Source organism: Bradyrhizobium sp. LM2.9 (assembly GCF_054056555.1).
In genome coordinates this window covers 5,080,917-5,101,838 of record NZ_JBSRYJ010000002.1, presented here as the reverse complement: position 1 = coordinate 5,101,838, position 20,922 = coordinate 5,080,917, and the positions used below count along the sequence as shown (strand labels likewise).

The following is a 20,922-nucleotide window of genomic DNA, read 5'->3' as shown; positions in this document are numbered from 1 at the left end:
ATTGCTTCGCTACGCTCGCAATGACGGGCGCTGATATTCCTACGCCCCGATCGCGATTTTCGGCTCGGCGTCCGCGTTGGCGGCCATTTCGCGCAGCGCGCGCCGGTACTCCACCGGCATCACCTTGCGGAATTTGGGCAGCCAGTCCTTCCAGTTGGCCAGGATGTCGGCGGCGCGCTTGGAGCCGGTCGCTTTCGCATGACGCGTGATCAGGACGTGCAGCCGCTCGACGTCGGAGGCGAGCAGGTTCTTGAACACGTCCACCCGGCCGTGCGCCTCGAGGTCACCCGAGTGGTTATAGGTGCCGGCGTTGATCAGCTCTTCCGACAGCACCGGCTCGAGCTCGACCATCGCCATGTTGCAGAGCTTGTCGAAGTCGCCGCTCTCGTCGAGCACATAGGCGATGCCGCCGGACATGCCGGCCGCGAAGTTGCGCCCGGTCTTGCCGAGCACGACCACGATGCCGCCGGTCATGTATTCGCAGCAATGATCGCCGGCGCCCTCGACCACGGCGACCGCGCCGGAGTTGCGCACGGCAAAGCGTTCGCCGGCGACGCCGCGGAAGTAGCACTCGCCATCGGTCGCGCCGTACATCACGGTGTTGCCGACGATGATGCTCTCTTCCGGCACGATGGCGCTGTTGGCCGGCGGCTTGACGATGATCCTGCCGCCCGAGAGGCCCTTGCCGACATAGTCGTTGGCTTCACCCTCGAGCTCGAAGGTGACGCCGTGGGCGAGCCACGCGCCGAAAGCCTGGCCGGCGGTGCCCTTGAGGCTGACATGGATGGTGTCATGCGGCAGGCCCGCATTGCCGTAGATCTTGGCGACCATACCGGACAGCATCGCACCGGCGGAACGGTTGGTGCTGTTGATCCTGGCCTCGATCTTCACCGGCGCGCCGCGGTCGAGCGCAGGCGTTGCCTTCTCGATCAGCGTGCGGTCGAGCACGGCTTCCAGATGATGGTTCTGGCGCTCGGAGTGATAGACCTTCTGGCCCTTCTCTTCCTTCTGCTTGACGAACAGCTTCGAAAAATCGAGCCCCTTGGCCTTCCAGTGCGCGACGAGCCTGGTCTGGTCAAGCAGCTGCACCTGGCCGATCATCTCGTTGAAGGTACGGAAGCCGAGCGAGGCCATTATCTCGCGAACTTCCTCGGCGACGAAGAAGAAGTAGTTGATCACATGCTCGGGCTGGCCGGTGAAGCGCTTGCGCAGGACCGGGTCCTGGGTCGCGACGCCGACCGGGCAGGTGTTGAGATGGCACTTGCGCATCATGATGCAGCCGGCCGCGATCAAGGGCGCAGTGGCGAAGCCGAATTCGTCGGCGCCGAGAAGCGCGCCGATGACGACGTCACGGCCGGTGCGGAAGCCGCCGTCGACCTGGACCACGATGCGGCTGCGCAGCCGCTCGCGCACCAGCGTCTGGTGGGTTTCAGCGAGACCGATCTCCCACGGCGAGCCGGCGTGCTTGATCGAGGTCAGCGGCGAAGCGCCGGTGCCACCTTCGAAGCCCGCGATGGTGACGTGGTCGGCGCGCGCCTTGGCGACGCCCGCGGCTACCGTGCCGACGCCGATCTCCGAGACGAGCTTGACCGAGACGTCGCCCGCCGGGTTGACGTTCTTGAGGTCGTAGATGAGCTGCGCCAGATCCTCGATCGAGTAGATGTCGTGGTGCGGCGGCGGCGAGATCAGGCCGACGCCCGGCGTCGAGTGGCGAACCTTGGCGATGGTCGCGTCGACCTTGTGGCCGGGCAGCTGGCCGCCTTCGCCGGGCTTGGCACCCTGCGCCATCTTGATCTGCATCATGTCGGAGTTGACGAGATACTCCGTGGTAACGCCGAAACGGCCCGAGGCAACCTGCTTGATCGCAGAGCGCATGCTGTCGCCCGTTCGGCATCGGCTTGAAGCGGTCGGCTTCCTCGCCGCCTTCGCCGGTGTTCGACTTGCCGCCGATCCGGTTCATGGCAATCGCCAGCGTGGTGTGCGCCTCGCGCGAGATCGAGCCGAAGCTCATCGCGCCGGTGGCGAAACGCTTGACGATGTCCTTGGCCGACTCGACCTGGTCGAGGGCGACAGGCTTGCGCTTCTCTTCGTCCGCGTTCTTGATCCGGAACAGGCCGCGCAGCGTCAACAGACGCTCCGACTGCTCGTTGAGGATTTTTGCGAAGGCACGGTAGCGGTCCAGCGAATTGCCGCGCGCGGCGTGCTGGAGCAGCCCGACCGACTCGGCGGTCCAGGCATGGTCCTCACCACGGCTGCGATAGGCATATTCGCCGCCGACGTCGAGCGCGGTCTTGTAGACCAGCGCCTCGCCGAACGCGTCGGCATGGCGGCGCACGGCCTCTTCCGCGATCTCGGCGAGACCGACGCCCTCGACGCGGGTGTGCGTACCGGCGAAGAATTTTCCGACGAATTCCGCCTTGAGGCCGATGGCGTCAAAGATCTGCGCGCCGCAATAGGACTGGTAGGTCGAGATGCCCATCTTGGACATCACCTTCAGCAGGCCCTTGCCGATCGACTTGATGTAGCGCTTGACGATCTCGTAGTCGTCGAGCGAGCCGGGCAGGCGGTCCTTCATCGCGATGATGGTTTCGAACGCCAGATAAGGATTGATCGCTTCCGCGCCGTAGCCGGCGAGACAGGCGAAGTGATGCACTTCGCGCGGCTCGCCGGATTCGACGACGAGGCCGACCGACGTGCGCAGACCCGTGCGAATCAGATGATGATGCACGGACGCGCAGGCCAGCAGCGACGGGATCGGCACGCGGTCGGTGCCGACCATGCGGTCGGACAGGATGATGATGTTGACGCCCTCGCGCACCGCGCTTTCGGCGCGCGCGCAGAGCTCGTCCAGCACCTGGTCCATGCCGGCCGCGCCGAGGCCGGCGTGGAAGGTGGTGTCCAGCGTGCGCGACTTGAAGTGCGACTCGGCGACGTCAGAGATCGAGCGGATCTTTTCGAGGTCCGCGTCGGTCAGGATCGGCTGGCGCGCTTCGAGGCGCTTGGTGGTGGCCATGCCTTGCAGGTCGAACAGGTTCGGCCGCGGTCCAATGATGGAGACGAGGCTCATCACCAGCTCCTCGCGGATCGGATCGATCGGCGGATTGGTGACCTGCGCAAAGTTCTGCTTGAAGTAGGTGAACAGCGGCTTGGCCTTGTCCGACAGCGCCGAGATCGGCGTGTCGTTGCCCATCGAGCCCGCGGCTTCCTCGCCAATGGAGGCCATCGGCGTCATCAGGATGGTGATGTCTTCCTGGCTGTAGCCGAACGCCTGCTGGCGATCGAGCAGCGACAGGTTGGAGCGCACGCCGGTGGTCGGGGCCTTCGGCAGCTCTTCCAGCACGATCTGGGTCCGCTCCAGCCACTCCGTGTAGGGATGGCTCCTGGCGAGCTCGGCCTTGATCTCGTCGTCGGGGATGAGGCGGCCCTGTTCGAGGTCGACCAGCAGCATCTTGCCGGGCTGCAAGCGCCACTTGGTGATGATCTGGTCCTCGGGAATCGTCAGCACGCCCATCTCGGACGCCATCACGATGCGGTCGTCCTTGGTGACGAGATAGCGCGCTGGCCGCAGGCCGTTGCGGTCGAGCGTGGCGCCGATCTGGCGGCCGTCGGTGAAGGCGATCGCGGCGGGGCCGTCCCACGGCTCCATCAGGGCTGCATGGTATTCGTAGAAGGCGCGGCGCTTCTCGTCCATCAAGGGATTACCGGCCCACGCCTCCGGAATCATCATCATGACGGCGTGCGGCAGCGAGTAGCCGCCCTGTACCAGGAATTCGAGCGCGTTGTCGAAGCAGGCGGTGTCCGATTGTCCCTCGTAGGAGATCGGCCAGAGCCGGTTGATGTCCTTGCCGTAAAGGTCCGAGCTGACGGACGCCTGGCGCGCCGCCATCCAGTTGGTGTTGCCGCGCAGCGTGTTGATCTCGCCGTTATGCGCGATCATGCGGTAGGGATGCGCCAGCGACCAGGCCGGGAAAGTGTTGGTCGAGAAGCGCTGGTGAACGAGTGCGAGCGCGCTCTCGAAATCCGCCTCGTGCAGATCGGGATAATACTTGCCGAGCTGGTCGGCGAGGAACATGCCCTTGTAGATCACGGTGCGGCACGACATCGAGCAGGGATAATAGCCGGCGAGGCCGCGGTCGCGGCGCTGGTAGATCGCCTGCGAGATCGACTTGCGCAGGATGTAGAGCCGGCGTTCGAAATCGTCCTCGGTCTTGGCGGTGCCGTTGCGGCCGATGAACACCTGCATGCAGGCGGGCTCGGTCGGCTTCACGGTGACGCCGAGCGAGGAGTTGTCGGTCGGCACGTCGCGCCAGCCGAGCAGCGTCAGGCCCTCTTCCTTGATCTGGTCGGCGATGATGCTCTTGATGACGTTGCGCCAGGCGGTGTCGCGCGGCATGAACAGCGCGCCGATGGCGTATTCGCCCGGATTGGGCAGCGCGAAGCCCAGCTCCTTGGCCTTGCGAGTGAAGAAGGCGTGCGGGATCTGCACCAGAATGCCGGCGCCGTCGCCAGCGCGCGGATCGGCGCCGACGGCGCCGCGGTGCTCGAGGTTGCAGAGGATGCTGAGTGCGTCCGCGACGATCTCGTGGGACTTCTGGCCCTTGATGTTGGCGATGAAGCCGACGCCGCAGGAATCCTTTTCCAGGCTCGGATCGTACAGACCTACCGCCGGCGGGCGTGAGTTGTGTTCCTGAATCGGGTCGCTCGTTTTCGAGGCGAGCGTCGCCGACAGTTGTTCTGCCACGATGTTTCCGCGCTCGACTTGCGACCCGTTCATGTCCTCGTCCTCTCCATGCGGCAAGCTGCCTCACCGCCATCTTCGGCGCACCTTGGGCGTCCCGCGGCACCCGCTTCTGGGTCACCGCTCGTCCGCTCGCGAGCCGCATTTTTCTTAAATTCAGGCCAAGGCGTTCTTCGTCCCCGAGAACGGCTTTGCCTGTTGCCTTACTGGCGCTCGAAAGCACCGACTTTCGTTGCAATCCCTATGCCGGAACCGCAAGCAAAATTGAGACAGTCTTCCTGTCCTAACCATCACCTTGCCAAATTTTTGTCTATCACACAAGCGCGTGCAAGTCCCGATTCCCGAGGTGTCAATCACCGCTTTCCGCAAGCCGTGCGGCCCCGGTTTTGAAGCAAACGCGCCCTTATCCGGCCCTGCCGACGCCGAAATCCCCAAGGATGCTTCGGATCGACCCTTCGAAAGGCGCGCCACGCCGCAAGAAGCGAAAGAGCGCGAGACGTTCGGGGGCTGACAGGAGCGTGTCGACCATGAAGTTTTTCACAGGATGTGTGGCCGCTGCCACGCTGGTGCTGGCTGCGACCGCGGCTCAAGCGCAGGTTTTTGCGCAATTTCCGGCGAACGGTATCGGGAGCAGGACCGCTATTGCGGTGTCGGATTTCGACGGCCCCTATGCGCCATCGGACGCCGCGCCGCCGCCGCGTTACGGCCAAGGCTACGGCTATGGCTACGAAGACCGCGGCCCGCCCCCGGTGCTGCTGCCGTCGACCGAGGTCTACGCGGTGCTGCGCGAAAACGGCTTCTCGCCGCTGGGCATCCCGCGCCTGCGCGGCAGCGTCTACACCATCGCGGTGATCGACCGCCGCGGCGAGGACGGCCGGCTGGTGATCGATGCCCGCGACGGAAGAATTTTGCGCTTCATGCCGGCCGCTGACGCCTACGGCATGGCGCCGGCCTACGAGCAGCCCGCGGTTGCGCCCTACCGCCCGCAAAGCGCGCTGCCGCCACCGACCATGGTCCGCAGCGGCCCGCCACGCCCGCCGGCCCCGATTCCGCATGTCGCCAGCCGCGCCGTACCGGTGCCGAAGGCCGCCCCGCCGCGCGAGGCGCCGGTCGCCGCCAAGCCGGCCGAACCCACGACGCAACAGGCCCAGGCGCCGCAGCCTGCTCAGCAGACGGTGGCCGTGCAGGCCAAGCCCACCGAAGCCGCACCGCAAGCCGCGGCAGCAACCGTCGTTCAGGCCAAGCCGGCTCCCACGATCATGCCGACGCAGGAGATGCCGGCCGCACAGGGACTGGATTAGACCTGAGCAAAACAAAAGCGCCCGAAAACCTCGGGCGCTTTCTCATTGAGGCGATCGCCGGTCAGCTCCGCCCATACCCCGCCGCTTCCAGGATCAGGTTCGCCACTTCCTTCGGGTGCGAGACCAGCGAGAGGTGGCCGGCGTCGAGCTCGACCGTGGTGGCGTTCATGCGCTTGGCGAGGAAGCGTTCGAAATCGGGATTGATGGTGTCGTCGTTCTTCGACACCGCGTACCAGCTCGGCTTGGAATGCCATGCTGCCTCCGTGGTGCGGCCGGCGAAGATCGAGGCGGCCGTCGGCCATTGCACCGCGTAGAGCGCCTTGGCCTGCTCCGGCTTAACGCCGTTTGGCGAAGTACTTCAGGAAGGCGTCTTCCGAAAGCTTGGTGTAACCGTCGCGCTCGACGACGCCGGCGCGCACCGGTCCCGCGGGGAATTGCTTGGACAGAGCGACGAAATCCTCGTTGGCATCGGGTGCTCGGGCCGCAACATAGACGAGGCCGGTGACCTTCGGGTCGTTGCCGACCTGGCTGATCACGGTGCCACCCCAGGAATGCGCAACCAGCATGGTTGGACCATCCTGCTCGGCCAGCGCGCGCTTGGTCGCTTCGACGGAGTCCGACAGCGACGATAGCGGATTCTGTACGGCGGTTACGTTGAGGCCTGCGGCCTGGAGGATCGGGATCACCTCCGACCAGCTTGAGCCGTCGGCCCAGGCGCCGTGCACCAGCACGACGTTCTTGGCCTTCACCGTCTGCGGGGTCTGTGCGTGAGCAAGGCTGATGGGAGCGGCCAGCAGGCTCGCGGCGACGAAAAGGCTGCGCCAAAGTGTCATGATCGTTTTCCGTCTTGTTTTGGGTGCGATATCCAAAGGACGGTGTGCGGGGCGGCGGCGTTACGCGTCTTCACCGCTCTGTGATGCAGTGCAAAACGAAAAAACGCCCCGGGGCACCGGGGCGTTTTCGCAACCTGGAAGTGGCGTGAGTGATTTACGCGGCGGCTTGCGCGGCCGAGTTTTCGATCACCTGCGCCTTTGGCGTGCTGCTGCTGATCGAGATTTGGCGGGGCTTCTTGGCCTCGGGAATCTCGCGCACGAGATCGACGTGAAGCAGGCCGTTCTCGAGCGAGGCGTCCTTCACCTGTACAAAGTCCGCAAGCTGGAAGGCGCGCTCGAAGGCACGCGCGGCGATGCCGCGGTAGAGCACTTCGGACTTCGAGTTCTCGTTGGCGACTTTCTCGCCCTTGATCGTCAGCGTGTTTTCCTTCGCGACGATGGAGAGCTCATCCTTGGCAAAGCCCGAAACCGCAACGGTGATGCGATAGTCGTTCTCGCCGGTGCGCTCGATGTTATAGGGGGGATAACCGGGGCTGCCGTCCGAGCTCGTCTGGTCGAGCAGGTTGAAGAGGCGATCAAAGCCGACGGTGGAACGATAAAAGGGGGTCAGATCGTAGGTACGCATGGTCAAGTCCTCCATTGAGCGACTGTTGGAAACCCGCCCGCCAATCGGGCCGGGCTTTCGTCTGTGTGCAGCCTGATGTTCCGGTTCCGAAACACTGGTAGCGGCCTGCACCATGGTGATATGGGTTTTGGGAAACTGCGTTCAAGAGGGCGGCTATCTGCGCCTTTTCGGCGCTCCCGCCCCCTGATTCTCAAAACCTCCCGCCCATGACGCTGGTCTCGATTCCGTCCAATCCTGTTCCCGAAGACGTCGTCAGCGGCACCATCAAGACCCCTGATGGCGCCGAGCTGCGCTTTGCGCGCTGGGCACCGCCGGCAAACCGCAAGGGCACGGTTTGCGTCTTCACCGGACGCAGCGAGCAGATCGAGAAATATTTCGAGACCGTGCGCGACCTGCGCGACCGCGGCTTTGCTGTGGCGATGATCGACTGGCGCGGGCAGGGCCACTCCTCGCGCCGCCTGCGGGATCCGCGCAAGGGCTATGTGCGTGACTTCGCCGATTTCGAGATCGACGTCGAGACCTTCGTGCAGCAGGTGGTGCTGCCGGATTGCCCGCCGCCCTTCTTCGCGCTCGCCCACTCCATGGGTGGGACGGTGTTGCTGCGGGTGGCGCATGCGGGCAAGCGCTGGTTCGACCGCATGGTGCTGTCGGCGCCGATGATCGACCTGCCCGGCCGCGCCACCTCTTTTCCGGCGCGGACGCTTTTGAAGACGATGCGCGTGTTGGGGATGGGCGGCCGCTACGTCCCCGGCGGCAGCGATCACATCACCGGGCTCAACCCCTTCATCAACAATCCGCTGACCAGCGATCCCGTGCGCTACGCGCGCAATGCCGCGATCCTTGAGGAGGATCCGACGCTGGGGCTGGCCTCACCGACGGTCGCCTGGGCCGATACCGCCTTCCGCGCGATGAACACCTTCAGAGGCAAAAACTACCCGTCGAAGATCCGTCAGCCGATCCTGATGCTGGCGGCTTCCAGCGACACCGTGGTCTCGACCGCGGCGATCGAGGAGTTCGCCTATCATCTGCGCGCCGGCTCCCATCTCGTGATCGCCGGCGCCAAGCACGAGATCCTCCAGGAGCAGGACCGCTACCGTTCCCAATTCTGGGCAGCCTTCGACGCCTTCGTGCCGGGCACGCCGCTGTTCAAGTGAGGCGGGAGCGACGGCGGTGCGCTGCCTCGGCCCGCTTGGTCGCAAGACCCTCATGGTGAGGAGCGCGGAACGCGCGTCTCCGGACGATGCTTCGCATCGCCGGGCGAAACATGAAGGCCCGGCTCTCGCCCTCGGCCATCCTTCGAGACGCCCGCTTTGTGCGGGCTCCTCAGGATGAGGGCGGCGTGCTCGGGACAGAGCTCGGCTACAGCGTCTTCAGATACTCGATCAGATCGTAGCGCTCGTTGTCGTCCTTGAACACGCGGCCGATAACGCCGGGACGTTTTTCCTCACCCGGTTTGCGCTCGAAGGAATGGCCGAGCACGCTGTTGCCTTGGATCGGATCCTTGTCCGACCCCGCCGAGAACTCGGTTTCACCCGTCTTGCACTTCTCGTCGGCGGTGACCACAAAGCCGACGGTCACGGGATCATAGTCGCGGCGGCCCATGCAGAATTTTTGCGGACGCTCGCTTGCAGGCTTCAGCAACCAGTAGAGAGACGGCACCGAACCGTTGTGCAGATAGGGCGCGGTGGCCCAGATGCCGTTGAGCGGCCGCGCGCGATAGCGTGCTCCCCCCACCGGATTGAGGCAGTTCTTGCGCGCGAGGTTCCACAATTTCGCCCGCTCGGCGTCCGGAGTCTTCTCGTCGTCCATCCATTTGCGGGCGACCAGGTCCACCACCGACATGAGCCCGAGCGCATACACCATCTCGGTCGGCGAGCTCGCAGTCGAGACGTCGCATTGCCACCATTTCTGGAGGTCGGCCGTATTCACCTTCAGGAAGCCGGGCACATCGACAATCCTGTTGCTGAGCACGAGCGACTGTTCGGGGTCCGTCTTGATCTCGTCGAGGGGGATCGTCACCGCGTTCAGGACCTTGCCGTCGCCGCTCGGCTCCCAATGTCCGGAGGACCAGAAAGCCGGAGTGTCGATGGCGGGCAAATGGCATCCGGAACACATCTCGGCGTAGATCTTGCGACCATTGTCGACCTTCTTTTGATCAAGCCTCCAATTGTCGCCGAGGATCTGCGACGGCCATTTCGGCGCCAGCAGGCCTCCGAACTTCGGACCGGTGGAGGGATCAGCCGTCTTGAACGGATCGGGCCCTCTGAGCATGTCCTCGATCCAGCCGAGCGTGTTGATGTGAACGGAGGACCGCCAAATCCTGTCCTCCGGATAGGCGTCGGACAGGTTGAGCAGCGCCGTCACGCCGAGTGCCTCGCCGGCGTTGCGGATCAGCGGCTGCTCGATCGAGGCGTCGTACTGGGCGAACTTGAACCAGGGCACCGTCCAGATCGGAGGGTAGCTGACCGGCGCGTCCTGGGCGTGCAGGTTCTTCTCGAATCCCTTGATCCCGCTCAGCGCCAGGTCCTGCGAAAAGACCTGATTGCCGATGCGATTGAGAGCGTCGAGGCGGCCGAATCCCTCCTCGGTGTCACTCTGCTGCCTGCCGTTCCAGGTCTTCTTGCCTTCAATCGTCTTTTGCTGGATTTTCGCCCAGTCGATCAGGAAATTGCCGATCGCGCTGAGCTTCTGCTTGAGCGCGTCGCGGTCCGTCTTGCTGGCGTCGGGGCCGAGCACGCGATCGGCGAAGCGCTGGAAGCGGAACGGCACGTAAAGCGTGTAGGCGATCGACAGGCCGGTGGAGAGCTCGAGCTTCTTCAGGTCGGTCATGGCCGGGCCGCCGTCGAACCGGATGTCGATGCCCTGGTAATGGATCTGGCCGGTATGGGCAGGCCGCGCAGGTCAGCCCGATCTTGTCCTCTTCGCGTCGGCCGGTCGCGGGATCGCTGACCCCGGTCATCCGCGCGAAGCCGACCGGCAGGCCGTCGACGTTCTCCGCCGGCGTCCATCTGGTCGACCAGTCCGGCGCTTGCGTCGTCTCGTAGACATTGGCGTAGCCGAAGCGGCGCAGTGACGCCGCGTCGGTCTGGATCGACTGCGGGCTTGGGATGAAGCCGAAGCGCTCGAGATAGGCGCTGTCCGTCATCATGCCTGGCCGCGAGAACAGGTGCAGGCGCGGTTGCTCCAGCGCCATGAACCATTCATAGGGTACCGGAAAGGTCGCCGTGCCCTGGCTGGCGTGGTGAAACCAGTGCCTGTCCTTCAGCGACCAGTTTTGCTCGAGCCAATAGGCCGCCTTCGTCTCGGGGACAGCGGGCAGGGGCGGCGGCAGCAGATTCACGAGAATCCCCTTTTGCGGCAGCATGGCGCGGACCTGGTCGGGGAATTCGGCGACGGCAACGAGCAAGACGAGGCCGAGGGCGACGAGCAGGGCCGCAAACTTGAGGGCGCCTCGCACCACGCGCTGGCAGGTCGACAGCACCGGCTGCGATACGAGCCGCCCGTTGATGCGAGCAGGGAATTGGCGCTCGTTGAACAGCGTGCGCACGTCGGCCACGCTGAGATAGCGGTCCTCCCCCTCGCCCTTGCCCACGATCTTCAGGAGGATCGGCCATTCGAACTTCATCAGCAGGGGGTAGTACCAGCGCGCGGCGCTGCCGGCGCGCTTGAGGTTGTCGCGCATGAAGACGTCGATTTCCGAGGCGTTGAGACCCGGCTCGGAGCCGCCGCCGTTCGGATTCTGGTAATTCCGGCCGAAGCTCGCAAACCGCGCGAGCTCGTCCTCGTCGACCTTGCCGTCGACGCCGAGGACGCGCGAGCCGGCGCCGCGCTTGTCGAGGGGGCCGCCACGTAGCGCGTCGAGCTGAGCACCCGAAAATGCGCTCTTCAGGATGTGACCGAGACCGTTTGCGATGAGCGCGACCCCGCGGACCTGGATGCGGGCGAAGGCCTTCTTCAGCCCGGTCTCGCCGGTTGCATTTGCAATCGTCTGCGACAGCGTCCCGAGCGGGACAGTCCCGCCGTCAACAAAGCCTTCGCCGACGAGGCCGCGCAGGAATGGACAGGGATTGTTCGGCGAGACCTGGATCGAGGGGTCGAACGGGGGCTTCGAAGCGGCATCATGCATGGCCCAGAATCCTGAAAACAGCGAATCGTAAAATACAGGCGCGGCGACAGAGCGGGGAAAGTCCTAACAAACCGACAGTACATTATACTACTTCAGCGTGTAACGAAGTGTGGTTGAATTCACTGTCGTGTCAATCAAGGTGGACGGAAATTGCCGCGTGGCCGCGGCTGGCCCTCAGGATTCGGCGACGCGTTTGAGGTCGCTCTGGACCAGGGTCAGCTTGCCGAGCGGCACGCCCGCATTCAAGAGTCCGTCGCGGTAATGGGCGAGGTCCTCGGGACGCTTCCAGTGGAAATTGCGCAAATGACGGTCAACATTCAGAGACGGGTAGTTACCCATGAGCACGCGGGTTGCCTCGTTCGCATCGCCCGCCCGCCCCAATTGCGCCAACGCCGCGGCGCGGATCGCCAGCGCCTGCATGTGGTTCGGGTTGATGTAGAGTTGTTCGCGGGCCCATGACAGGGTCGCGTCATATTGGCCCAGCAGATAGTGGCTGAAGGCATTCAGCGCGGCCCATTGGTAGCGCGGATCGCTGTTGTCGCGCTGCGCGGCCATCGAGAACAGTTCGATCGCCTCGCGGTGCTCGCCGATGACGAAATGGCAGATGCCGAGCACGCCGCGCGCGCCGTTGTCGTAGGGGTTGAGCGCGACCGCACGCTTGGCGGCGTCCATCGCGGCCTCGTAATGCCCCTCCAGCGCGTGAGTCCAGGACAGGATCGAGAATGCAAATGACGAGCGTGGATCGAGCCGGACGCTGGTTTCGGCAAGCTTCATCGCCTCGGCCCACATCTCGCGCGTGCCCTTGACCCAGCCGAACTGGATGCTCTGGATCTGGATCGTGGCGAGATAGGCGTGCGCGATCGACAGCTTCGGATCGACCGCGATCGCCTCCCTGAACAGGGCGACGGCGAGGTTCAAATCCTCCTTGGTCTGCCGGTAGTAGTGCGACAGCCCCTTGAGGAAGCGGTCCCAGGCGGTCACGTCGGTCGAGAGCCGTGCCGGCGCCGAGGCTTCGGCCCGGACGATCTCGGTGGCGATGGCGGCGGACAGGTTCGTCGTAATCTCGTCCTGCATCGCGAAGAGATCGCCGATGTCGCGGTCGTAGCGGCCGGTCCAGAGCTGCTCGCCGGTCTCCGGCGCGATCAACTCTGCGGTGACGCGGATCTTGGCTCCGGCGCGCCGCACCGAACCCTGGATCAAATAGGTCGCGTCGATCTCCCGCGCGATCAGGCGAGTGCTGACATTGTTGCCCTTGAAGGCAAAGGTCGAGTTACGGCTCAGCACGCGATAGAAGGATTGCAGCGACAGCGCGTGGATCAAGTCCTCGGTCAGGCCGTCGGAGAAATATTCGTCCTGGGCGTCGCTGAGATTGGCGAAGGGCAGCACGCCGACGATGGCGGTCCGGTACTGCTGCGAGAGGGCGGATGTCTCCTTCAGCGCGGGCGCAAGCGCCGATGCGCCCTCGTGCGTCCAGGTCCAGACGCCGACCGGATCCTTGATGTTCTTGAAGCGGTGGTTGCCGGCATCGGCCATCGGCACGGCGAGATGCTTGCCTGCCTCCTGGTAGGCTTTGGCCGATATCGCAAAGCCGCCGGGGCTGGCCACGGATTCGAGGCGGACGGCAATGTTGACATCGTCACCGAAGACCTCGTCCTCGTCGGCGATGACGTCGCCCATATGGATGCCGAGCCGGAACTGCATCGCACGATCGGCTGGCAGATGATGGTTACGCTCCGCCATCAGCGTCTGCATCGCGATTGCGGCTTCGGTGGCGCCGACGATGCTCGGGAACTCCAGCAGGAAGCCGTCGCCGGTGTTCTTCACGACGCGGCCGCCGTGATTGAGGATGATGGGGTGGATCGCGCTGCGATGGGCCTTGAAGGCGGCATGGGTGCCGGCCTCGTCGCTGCCCATCATGCGCGAATAGCCGGCGACATCGGCGCAGATGATGGCGGCCAGACGTCTTTCCATATTCCGGAGCTCCAAGAGACTTGCAAGAGACTTGGAAGAGATCGAGGACCGGCCACGCCGTGGCAGTCGCCTCGAATCCCGCATTCAAGAACCTGCCTTTATAGAGCAGATGAGGCCGAGCGAAAGTATGATCCGCATTGCAAATTCGAGCTAAATGCTCCGCAATCCCGGCGATGGACGGGGACGAGCGAACCGACTAAGCCGGCCCCTGAGGCGACGGCTCGGCGGCGGAGGCACCTCACAGATGCTGGGCATTCACGAAATCTGGCTTTTCGTCCTGTCGGGCGTGCTGCTCAACATCACGCCGGGGCCTGATACAGTCTATGTGATCGGCCGCAGCATGCAGATGGGGTGGCGAGGCGGCGGCGCCGCCGCGCTCGGTATCAGTTGCGGCTGTTTTTTCCATGTCGCGGGCGCGGCGATCGGCCTTTCGGCCCTGCTGATGGCCTCGTCGACCGCGTTCTCGATCCTGAAGCTGGTCGGTGCGGCCTATCTCGTCGTGACCGGGCTCCAGATGCTCTGGTCGCGCCCGGTGCTGGCATCGGTCATCGACGAGCCGGTGCGGAGCTCGTTGCGGCGGGTTTTCCTCCAGGGCGTCTTCACCAACGCGCTCAATCCCAAGGTCGCGCTGTTCTTCCTGGCCTTCCTGCCGCAATTCGTCGCAGCCGACGCGCCGCACAAGCCGCTCGCCTTCCTGACGCTCGGCCTGATCTTCATCTGCACGGGAACGCTGTGGTGTCTGGTACTGGCGGCGTTCGCGGCCAAGGCCGCCCACCGCTTGCGGACCTCCGAGGGCGCGATCGCCTGGGTCAACCGCGCGCTCGGCGGCCTCTTCATCTATCTCGGCATCCGCGTCGCCATGCTGGAGACGCGGTAACTTTTCTACCCGAACTCTTTCAGCAGCGCGCTGCCGGCGAGATAGAGGCCGAGCAGGATCATCGCGATCAGGAACCAGCGGCGAAACGCTTCGGCCGGCATCCGCGCCCGCACCGACTGGCCGATGTACATGCCGGCAAAGGCCATGGCCATGCCCACCGCGCCCGGCACGGCATTGGCCGGCGTCAGCAATCCTCCGGCCGTGAGGTTGAAGGCGAGCGCCAGAGTGGCTGTCGTGAAGAACACGCCGAGCGCCTGCACCAGCTCGTCCTTCTCCATGCCGATCGCCTGCATGAACGGCATCGAGGGGATCACCTGCACGCCCGTCGAGGCCGAGATCACGCCGGTGATCACCCCGACTACGCCGCCGACCCATTTCTCGTTCTTCGGCGCGACCCGGAACTGGAATTTGTTCAGCCCGATGATCGCGTAGATGACCAGGAGGACGCCGAGCACGATCGTGCCGTAGCGCGCATGGGGACCGGTCAGCGCGCCGGCATTGAGCCAGCAGCCGATCACGGTGCCGATCATCAGCGGCCACAGCCGCCTCAGGATGTCACGCAGATGGGGGCCGACGAAGGTCTGCCAGATGTTGGTGACGATCGCGGGCACGATCACGATGGCGATCGCGCGGCTCGGTGCCATGCTCACGGCGAGCAGGCCCATGGACACGGTCGGCAGTCCGAGGCCGACCACGCCCTTGACGAATCCGGCGATCAGGAAGACGGCGGCGATGAGAATGAGGAGCGGGTCGATCATATCTGCACATTGACCGAAGCCGCGCCCGGGCACAATCTGGAGGTTACGGAGAGTGCCTTCGTTCATGACGAAGGCTGAGGGGAGAAACCTGCCATGCGCTTCGACCTCATCGACCTCCAGCTGTTCATCGCGGTCGCCGACGAGCGCAGCATCACCCGTGGCGCCGAGCGGTCGCATTTGGCGCTGGCCTCGGCCAGCGCGCGCATCAAGAGGCTCGAGGACGCGCTCGGCGTCGCGCTGCTCAAGCGCGGGCGCCGCGGTGTCGAGTTGACCGCGGCGGGCGAGAGCCTGCTCGATCATGCGAGGCTCGTCATGCACCAGATCGACGCCATGCGCGGCGATCTCGCCGGCTTTGCCAGCGGCGCGCGGGCGAGCGTGCATTTCCTCGCCAACACCTCGGGTCTGTCGGAGCATCTGCCCAAGGCTCTCGCCGGCTTCCTGCGCGAGCATCGCGACGTCGCCATCGACATCGAGGAGCGCGAGAGCACCGACATTGCGGCTGCGATCACCGCCGGTGCTGCCGATCTCGGCTTCGCCGCCGAGCATGCGCTGCCCGACCATATCGAGCGCTTCGTCTTCAGCGAGGACCGCCTGATGCTGGTGACTTCCAAGCGCGGCCCGTTCGCTGGCCGCCGCCAGATCGATTTTCATGAGGCGGGGGATTGCGAGTTCGTCGGGCTAACCGGCGCCACTGCGCTTCAAGTGCATATTTCGAAGCACGCTGCGCGGCTCGGCATGCGTCCGCATTTCCGCGCGCGGCTGCGCGATTTCGACGCGATCTGCCAGATGGTCGCCGCCGATGTCGGCGTCGCGCTGATGCCCGAAGCCGCCGCCCGCCGCTGCGCAAAACTGATGCCGCTCGCCATGGTCCGCCTGCGCGACGCCTTCGCCAACCGAAGGCTCGTGATCTGCGCGCGCAGCTTCAAGACATTGTCACGGCCGGCGAAGATGCTGGTGGAGCATTTGAGGGCGACGGCGGCGGTCTGAGCTCTGCGCTACTTTGCCGTCTCCACCCCGGCGTCCTTGATCACCTTCGCCCATTTCTTTGTCTCGTCCGCGATAAACTGCCGAAAATGCTCCGGCTCGTCGCCGACCAGCGTTGCCCCTTGGGCGGCGAGCTTCTCCTTCACCGCGGGATCTGCCATCGCCTTTGTCGCTAAGCCATGCAGTGCTGCGACGATCTCCTTCGGCGTGCCCTTCGGCGCGACCATGCCGTACCAGTTCTCGATACGCAGGTCCGCAAAGCCCGCTTCCGCGGTGGTCGGGACGTCAGGCGCGGTGGCGGAGCGCTCGGCCGAGCCGACCGCGATCGGCCGCAGGGCGCCGGCCTTGACCTGCGGCAGCAGCACGGGGAGATCCAGGAACGTCATCTGCACCTGCTGTCCGAGCAGATCGTTCACGGCGGGCGCCGCGCCGCGATAAGGCACGTGCACGATGTCGATCCTGGCCGTCAGCTTGAACAATTCACCGGCCAGATGCGGCAGGCTGCCGGGGCCGGAGGAGGCGAAGTTGAGCTTTCCGGGCTGCGCCTTGGCGAGCGCGATCAGCTCGCCGATGTTTTTGGCCTCTACATTGGTGGCGACCACGAGCATTTCCGGAACGGTTGCGACCAACGTCACCGGCGTGAGGTCGTTGAGCGTATCGTAGGCGACCCGCTCCATGCTCGGGCTAATCGCCAGCGCGCCGGCGCTGGAGATCGCGATGGTGTAACCGTCAGGCGCAGCCTTGGAGACGGCATCGGTGCCGAGCACGCCGCCCTGGCCGCCGCGATTGTCGATCAGCACCGGCTGGCCCGACAGCTCCGACATGCGCTGACCGATCACCCGCGCGATGATGTCGTTGGGGCCGCCGGCCGGGAACGGCACGATCAGCTTGACCGGCTTGGCCGGGTAATTCTGCGCGGAGACGAGCGTCGGAAACAGAAGCAGGGTTGCGAGAAGGAGCGTACGCCGGTTCGTCATGCAGGCTCCTTGTGCGGCCTATCCGTTGAGCAGTTTCAGTGCTTCTTCGTGAACCCGGGCATCACCGGCTGCGATGATGCGGCCGCCGCCCTGGGCGGGCTTGCCTTCCCAGGTGGTGACGACGCCGCCGGCGCCGGTCACGATCGGGATCAGGGCCGCGATATCGTAAGGCTTCAACTCGGTTTCGACCACGAGATCGACGTGACCTGCGGCCAGCATGCAATAGGAGTAGCAGTCGCCGCCATAGCGCGAGAGACGTGCGCCCTTCTCGATGCGGCCGAAGATGGCGCGGTCGCGCTCGTTCATCAGCAGCGGGCTGGTGGTGTAGGTCGTCGCTTCCGACAGCGAAGCACATCGCCGGACCTGGAGCCGGCGCTCGCCGGAGGGGCCCTTATAATGAGCCGAGCCGCTGTCGCCGGAAAAGCGTTCGCCGATGAAGGGCTGGTGCATCATGCCGTATACCGGCGTGCCCTTGTGCAGCAACGCGATCAGCGTGCCCCAGATCGGAAAGCCGCCAATGAAGGATTTGGTGCCGTCGATAGGGTCGAGCACCCAGACATAGTCGGAGTCCTCGCGCTCGTTGCCGAACTCCTCGCCGACGATGCCATGCTGGGGGAAGCTGGCCTTGATCAGCCGCCGCATCACCGCCTCCGCGGCGCGGTCGGCCTCTGTTACGGGGTCGAAATCCTTGGGTCTTGCTCTTGTCGTCGATCGATAGGGAAGTGCGGAAGAACGGCAGGATGGTTTCGCCGGAGACGGTGGCGAGCCGTTCGATGAAGGCGGAGAAGTCGATCACCGTCACGGCGCATCCTCAAAACGAAAGTCGGGTGAAGCTCACTCCTGCCTAGCTCAAATCGGAAGGATCGTGCAGCGCTGTCTTGCTTTCGCACCCTGGTATTTTGGATGCCGGAAGCGTTCGCCTCGGCAAAGACCACTCACTGGGCAAATATCGATCATTGAGTTGAAACCTTAGTTCCGGATCTGCCTCGTTCGTATGCAAATGACTATCAACCCATTGAATTTCCTTATCAAAGGAACTGAATCTGGGTTTCTCTAGAAGCAACCGAGCTATGTCCTCATTGCATGGGAAACCGCTCGAAAGCCCTTGCACTTTGTGCGTCGCGGCCGCATATTGTTGCGGTGCGGTAGCGCTTCTCGCGTTACTGCTGCCCTCCTTGGGCGTTTCCTCCCTAGACTTGGGCCGCTTCTTCATCAGAAGCGGCCCTTTTTTCTTTCAGCCTCTAATTTCTTTCAGCCCTTGGCTTTCATTTCAATGCGCGCCGCGAAACGCGTTCGCGCTTGATCGCACCCAACACAATCGTTCGAAGAAAACGTCGCGCCTATTCGGCCGCGGCCTGGAACGGGCCGAGATCGCCGAACGGGATCGTGGTCGCCAGCACGTCGGCGAGCACGCCGAAGTCCGAAGCCACTTGCGCAAAACGCGGACTGCGCTCGCGCCGCCGCTCGTCCATGTAGATCGCACGGTTGAGTTCGAGCTGCACGGCGTGCAGGCCGCTGGCCGGGTTGCCGTAATGCTCGGTGATGAAGCCGCCCGCATAGGGCTTGTTGCGGCCGATCGAATAGCCGAGCCCGGTCATGGTCTCCTCGACCCTGTCGGGCAGGAGCGGCGTGCAACTCGTGGCGTAGCGGTCGCCGATCACGATGTCGGGCCGCCGTGGCTCGTCGCGGGAGACGCCGACCGAGGGCATCGAGTGGCAGTCGACCAGCACCACGGTGCCGAACATCTGGTGCACCTTGTTGATCAGCCGGCGCAGCGCGCGATGGTAGGGCTTGTAGAGCGTCTCAATCCGCGCCAGTGCATCTTCAACCAGGATGCGGTCGCGATAGATCTCCTGGCCATCGCCGACCACGCGCGGAATGGTGCCGAGCCCTCCGGCAACCCGCATCGAGCGGGTATTGGCGAAGCTCGGCAGGCGCCCGGTGAACATCCGGGGATCAAGCTCATAGGGCTCGCGATTGACGTCGACATAGGAGCGCGGAAAGTTGACCCGCACGGTCGGAAAGCCGCGCTCGCTCAGTTGGGCGATCAGCTCGTCCATGAAAGAGTCTTCGGACCGCCGCAGCTGCGGCAGGTCGATCCGCGATGCCGCGAGGAATTCGTCCGGATAGGTCGAGCCGGAATGGGGCGAGTTGAAGATGACAGGCGCGCGCCATTGCGCGGGCTCCACGATCTCGAACGCTGGCGACATGTCGCCGTCAAACCGGGTCATCTTCTTAGGCTTCGTCCCTTGTTCTCAGGCTTCGTCCCTTGGCGCCGCAGGATCCGGAAAAGGGGCCAGATCGAATTGATTCGGCCGATCGAGCGGCTGTTATGTGTCGTCATTGTCCGGAATCGCAACCATCCTGCCAAGCGAAAAGATGTGATCTGCGCTGGAACATGTCTTAACCCTGCGGGCATCGAGATGGGGATCGACCAACGCGACTTGATTGCTTCGAGCCGCATTCGGGTTCACAAGGGAGCCGCGCCGGTCGGGCCAGGGTAAAGATTTTCACCCGAAATTTACCCTCTGTCGGGCTTAGTGACCTCTGCTGATGCCTTGTAATTGTCTTGGGGATTCGACGTTCCAGCCATGCCAAAAATCCTGCTCGCCGAAGACGACAACGACATGCGCCGTTTCCTGGTCAAGGCGCTGGAAAACGCCGGTTTTCAGGTCTCGTCCCACGACAACGGCATGGCCGCCTATCAGCGGCTCCGGGAAGAGCCGTTCGAGATGCTGCTCACCGACATCGTGATGCCGGAGATGGACGGCATCGAGCTCGCCCGCCGGGCTTCGGAACTCGACCCCGACATCAAGATCATGTTCATCACTGGCTTCGCCGCGGTCGCCCTGAACTCGGATTCGGACGCCCCCAAGAACGCGAAGGTGCTGTCCAAGCCCGTGCATTTGCGCGAATTGGTCAGCGAAGTGAACAAGATGCTGGCGGCCTAAATCGGCCCCCTTCCGTCCTTGCACCGGCTCTCCTGAGCCGTTATAGGGTCCCGACCCGATCTAGACGACATCTAGGGCGCGTAGCTCAGCGGGAGAGCACTACCTTGACATGGTAGGGGTCACAGGTTCGATCCCTGTCGCGCCCACCATCCTTCGCTCGCGGTACCGAGTGAAGGATGCCTTGCCGAAGCCCAGCGGGCATCGGCCAAGTCCAAACAACCGAACGTGTGCGGCCCGCGCAGCCCGGACTACGCTTCACGAGATCCGGAAATCTCGTCATCCGGCACGAAACCCCGATTACGCTTCGTCCGATCCGGGCTACGATGTGGCCTCAGATACGAGGCCGCCCATGAGCGTTTCCGTCATCGAACAGGCAAAGATTCAGGCGCAAGTCCTGGTGCCGCTGGTGAAGGCGCTCCAGGCCGAACTCGGCGAGGCGCGCGCCAACGCGCTGGTGCGCACCACGCTCGGCAATCTCTATCGCGGCTACGGCGAGGAATTCTGGAAAGCCAGGAACGAGACCGATCTCGGCAAGGCCGTATCATCGGCGTTCAGGGCCTATGCCCGTGACGACGCGCTCGCCTATGACGTCATCGAGCAGACCGAGGACGTCTTCGCGTTCGACGTGACGCGGTGCGCCTATGCCGAGTTCTACAAGGCGCTGGACGAGCCGGAGCTCGGCTTTCTCCTGGTCTGCACCGCCGATTTTGCGACCGCAGAAGGGTTCGGTCCCGACGTCGCGCGCTGACGCGGACGCAGACCATCATGCAAGGCGCGCCTC

At 64.3% G+C, this 20,922-nt stretch carries 11 protein-coding genes, 1 tRNA gene and 4 pseudogenes; 7 read left to right on the top strand and 9 right to left on the bottom strand.

Annotated features, from left to right (window positions below; all coding sequences use genetic code 11):
• Window positions 1–39: 39 nt before the first annotated feature.
• Window positions 40–4,774, bottom strand: a pseudogene (gene gltB / locus ACVWW3_RS26515) (glutamate synthase large subunit).
• A gap of 491 nt (window positions 4,775–5,265) precedes the next feature.
• On the opposite strand from gltB, the gene ACVWW3_RS26510 reads away from it, so the two are divergent.
• Complete coding sequence (locus tag ACVWW3_RS26510; RefSeq protein WP_456648155.1) at window positions 5,266–6,039, top strand: hypothetical protein; 774 nt, start codon at window positions 5,266–5,268, stop codon at window positions 6,037–6,039.
• Between the two features lie 61 nt (window positions 6,040–6,100).
• Here the strand turns inward: ACVWW3_RS26510 and ACVWW3_RS26505 are convergent.
• Together ACVWW3_RS26505 and ACVWW3_RS26500 are read right to left on the bottom strand one after the other, a co-directional pair.
• Window positions 6,101–6,872 (bottom strand): annotated as a pseudogene (locus ACVWW3_RS26505) (alpha/beta fold hydrolase).
• A gap of 154 nt (window positions 6,873–7,026) precedes the next feature.
• Window positions 7,027–7,497 carry an Hsp20 family protein gene (locus ACVWW3_RS26500; protein ID WP_247445457.1) on the bottom strand — a complete coding sequence of 157 codons (471 nt, stop codon included), beginning with the start codon at window positions 7,495–7,497 and terminating at the stop codon, window positions 7,027–7,029.
• Window positions 7,498–7,703: 206 nt separating this feature from the next.
• Here ACVWW3_RS26500 and ACVWW3_RS26495 point away from each other — a divergent pair, with 206 nt between their 5' ends.
• Entirely contained in the window at window positions 7,704–8,651 is a 948-nt protein-coding gene (locus ACVWW3_RS26495; RefSeq protein ID WP_247339671.1) for an alpha/beta fold hydrolase, read from the top strand.
• Window positions 8,652–8,856: 205 nt separating this feature from the next.
• On the opposite strand, the pseudogene ACVWW3_RS26490 reads toward ACVWW3_RS26495, so the two are convergent.
• Together ACVWW3_RS26490 and ACVWW3_RS26485 are read right to left on the bottom strand one after the other, a co-directional pair.
• Window positions 8,857–11,623 (bottom strand): annotated as a pseudogene (locus tag ACVWW3_RS26490) (di-heme-cytochrome C peroxidase).
• Between the two features lie 174 nt (window positions 11,624–11,797).
• Window positions 11,798–13,594: an adenylate/guanylate cyclase domain-containing protein gene (locus ACVWW3_RS26485; RefSeq protein WP_456672183.1), complete on the bottom strand. Its 1,797-nt coding sequence runs from the start codon at window positions 13,592–13,594 to the stop codon at window positions 11,798–11,800.
• A gap of 244 nt (window positions 13,595–13,838) precedes the next feature.
• Here ACVWW3_RS26485 and ACVWW3_RS26480 point away from each other — a divergent pair, with 244 nt between their 5' ends.
• Window positions 13,839–14,471, top strand: a complete 633-nt coding sequence (locus ACVWW3_RS26480; protein ID WP_456648157.1) for a LysE family translocator — start codon at window positions 13,839–13,841, stop codon at window positions 14,469–14,471.
• A gap of 5 nt (window positions 14,472–14,476) precedes the next feature.
• Here ACVWW3_RS26480 and ACVWW3_RS26475 read toward each other — a convergent pair whose 3' ends face one another.
• Window positions 14,477–15,229 carry a sulfite exporter TauE/SafE family protein gene (locus ACVWW3_RS26475; protein ID WP_247445082.1) on the bottom strand — a complete coding sequence of 251 codons (753 nt, stop codon included), beginning with the start codon at window positions 15,227–15,229 and terminating at the stop codon, window positions 14,477–14,479.
• A gap of 93 nt (window positions 15,230–15,322) precedes the next feature.
• Between ACVWW3_RS26475 and ACVWW3_RS26470 the strand changes: the two genes are divergently transcribed.
• Window positions 15,323–16,216 (top strand): LysR substrate-binding domain-containing protein, encoded by an 894-nt coding sequence (locus tag ACVWW3_RS26470; RefSeq protein ID WP_354050762.1) that lies wholly within the window; start codon window positions 15,323–15,325, stop codon window positions 16,214–16,216.
• 8 nt (window positions 16,217–16,224) lie between these two features.
• Here ACVWW3_RS26470 and ACVWW3_RS26465 read toward each other — a convergent pair whose 3' ends face one another.
• The 3 genes and pseudogenes from ACVWW3_RS26465 to ACVWW3_RS26455 form a co-directional block, all read right to left on the bottom strand.
• On the bottom strand, window positions 16,225–17,190 hold the full coding sequence (locus tag ACVWW3_RS26465) for a Bug family tripartite tricarboxylate transporter substrate binding protein (RefSeq protein WP_456648158.1): 966 nt from the start codon (window positions 17,188–17,190) through the stop codon (window positions 16,225–16,227).
• An 18-nt stretch (window positions 17,191–17,208) separates the two neighbouring features.
• Window positions 17,209–17,992: pseudogene (gene hisN / locus ACVWW3_RS26460) on the bottom strand (histidinol-phosphatase).
• Window positions 17,993–18,530: 538 nt separating this feature from the next.
• Window positions 18,531–19,421, bottom strand: coding sequence for an N-formylglutamate amidohydrolase (locus ACVWW3_RS26455; RefSeq protein WP_456648159.1), 891 nt, complete (start codon window positions 19,419–19,421; stop codon window positions 18,531–18,533).
• Between the two features lie 360 nt (window positions 19,422–19,781).
• Between ACVWW3_RS26455 and cpdR the strand changes: the two genes are divergently transcribed.
• From cpdR to ACVWW3_RS26440, 3 genes are all read left to right on the top strand, one after another.
• The gene (gene cpdR / locus ACVWW3_RS26450) at window positions 19,782–20,141 is read left to right on the top strand and encodes a cell cycle two-component system response regulator CpdR (RefSeq protein WP_007597092.1); all 360 of its coding nucleotides are present in this window, start codon (window positions 19,782–19,784) and stop codon (window positions 20,139–20,141) included.
• A 74-nt stretch (window positions 20,142–20,215) separates the two neighbouring features.
• Window positions 20,216–20,290: transfer RNA gene (locus ACVWW3_RS26445), tRNA-Val, on the top strand.
• A 200-nt stretch (window positions 20,291–20,490) separates the two neighbouring features.
• Window positions 20,491–20,889: an L-2-amino-thiazoline-4-carboxylic acid hydrolase gene (locus tag ACVWW3_RS26440; protein WP_456672182.1), complete on the top strand. Its 399-nt coding sequence runs from the start codon at window positions 20,491–20,493 to the stop codon at window positions 20,887–20,889.
• The last annotated feature ends 33 nt before the right edge of the window (window positions 20,890–20,922 follow it).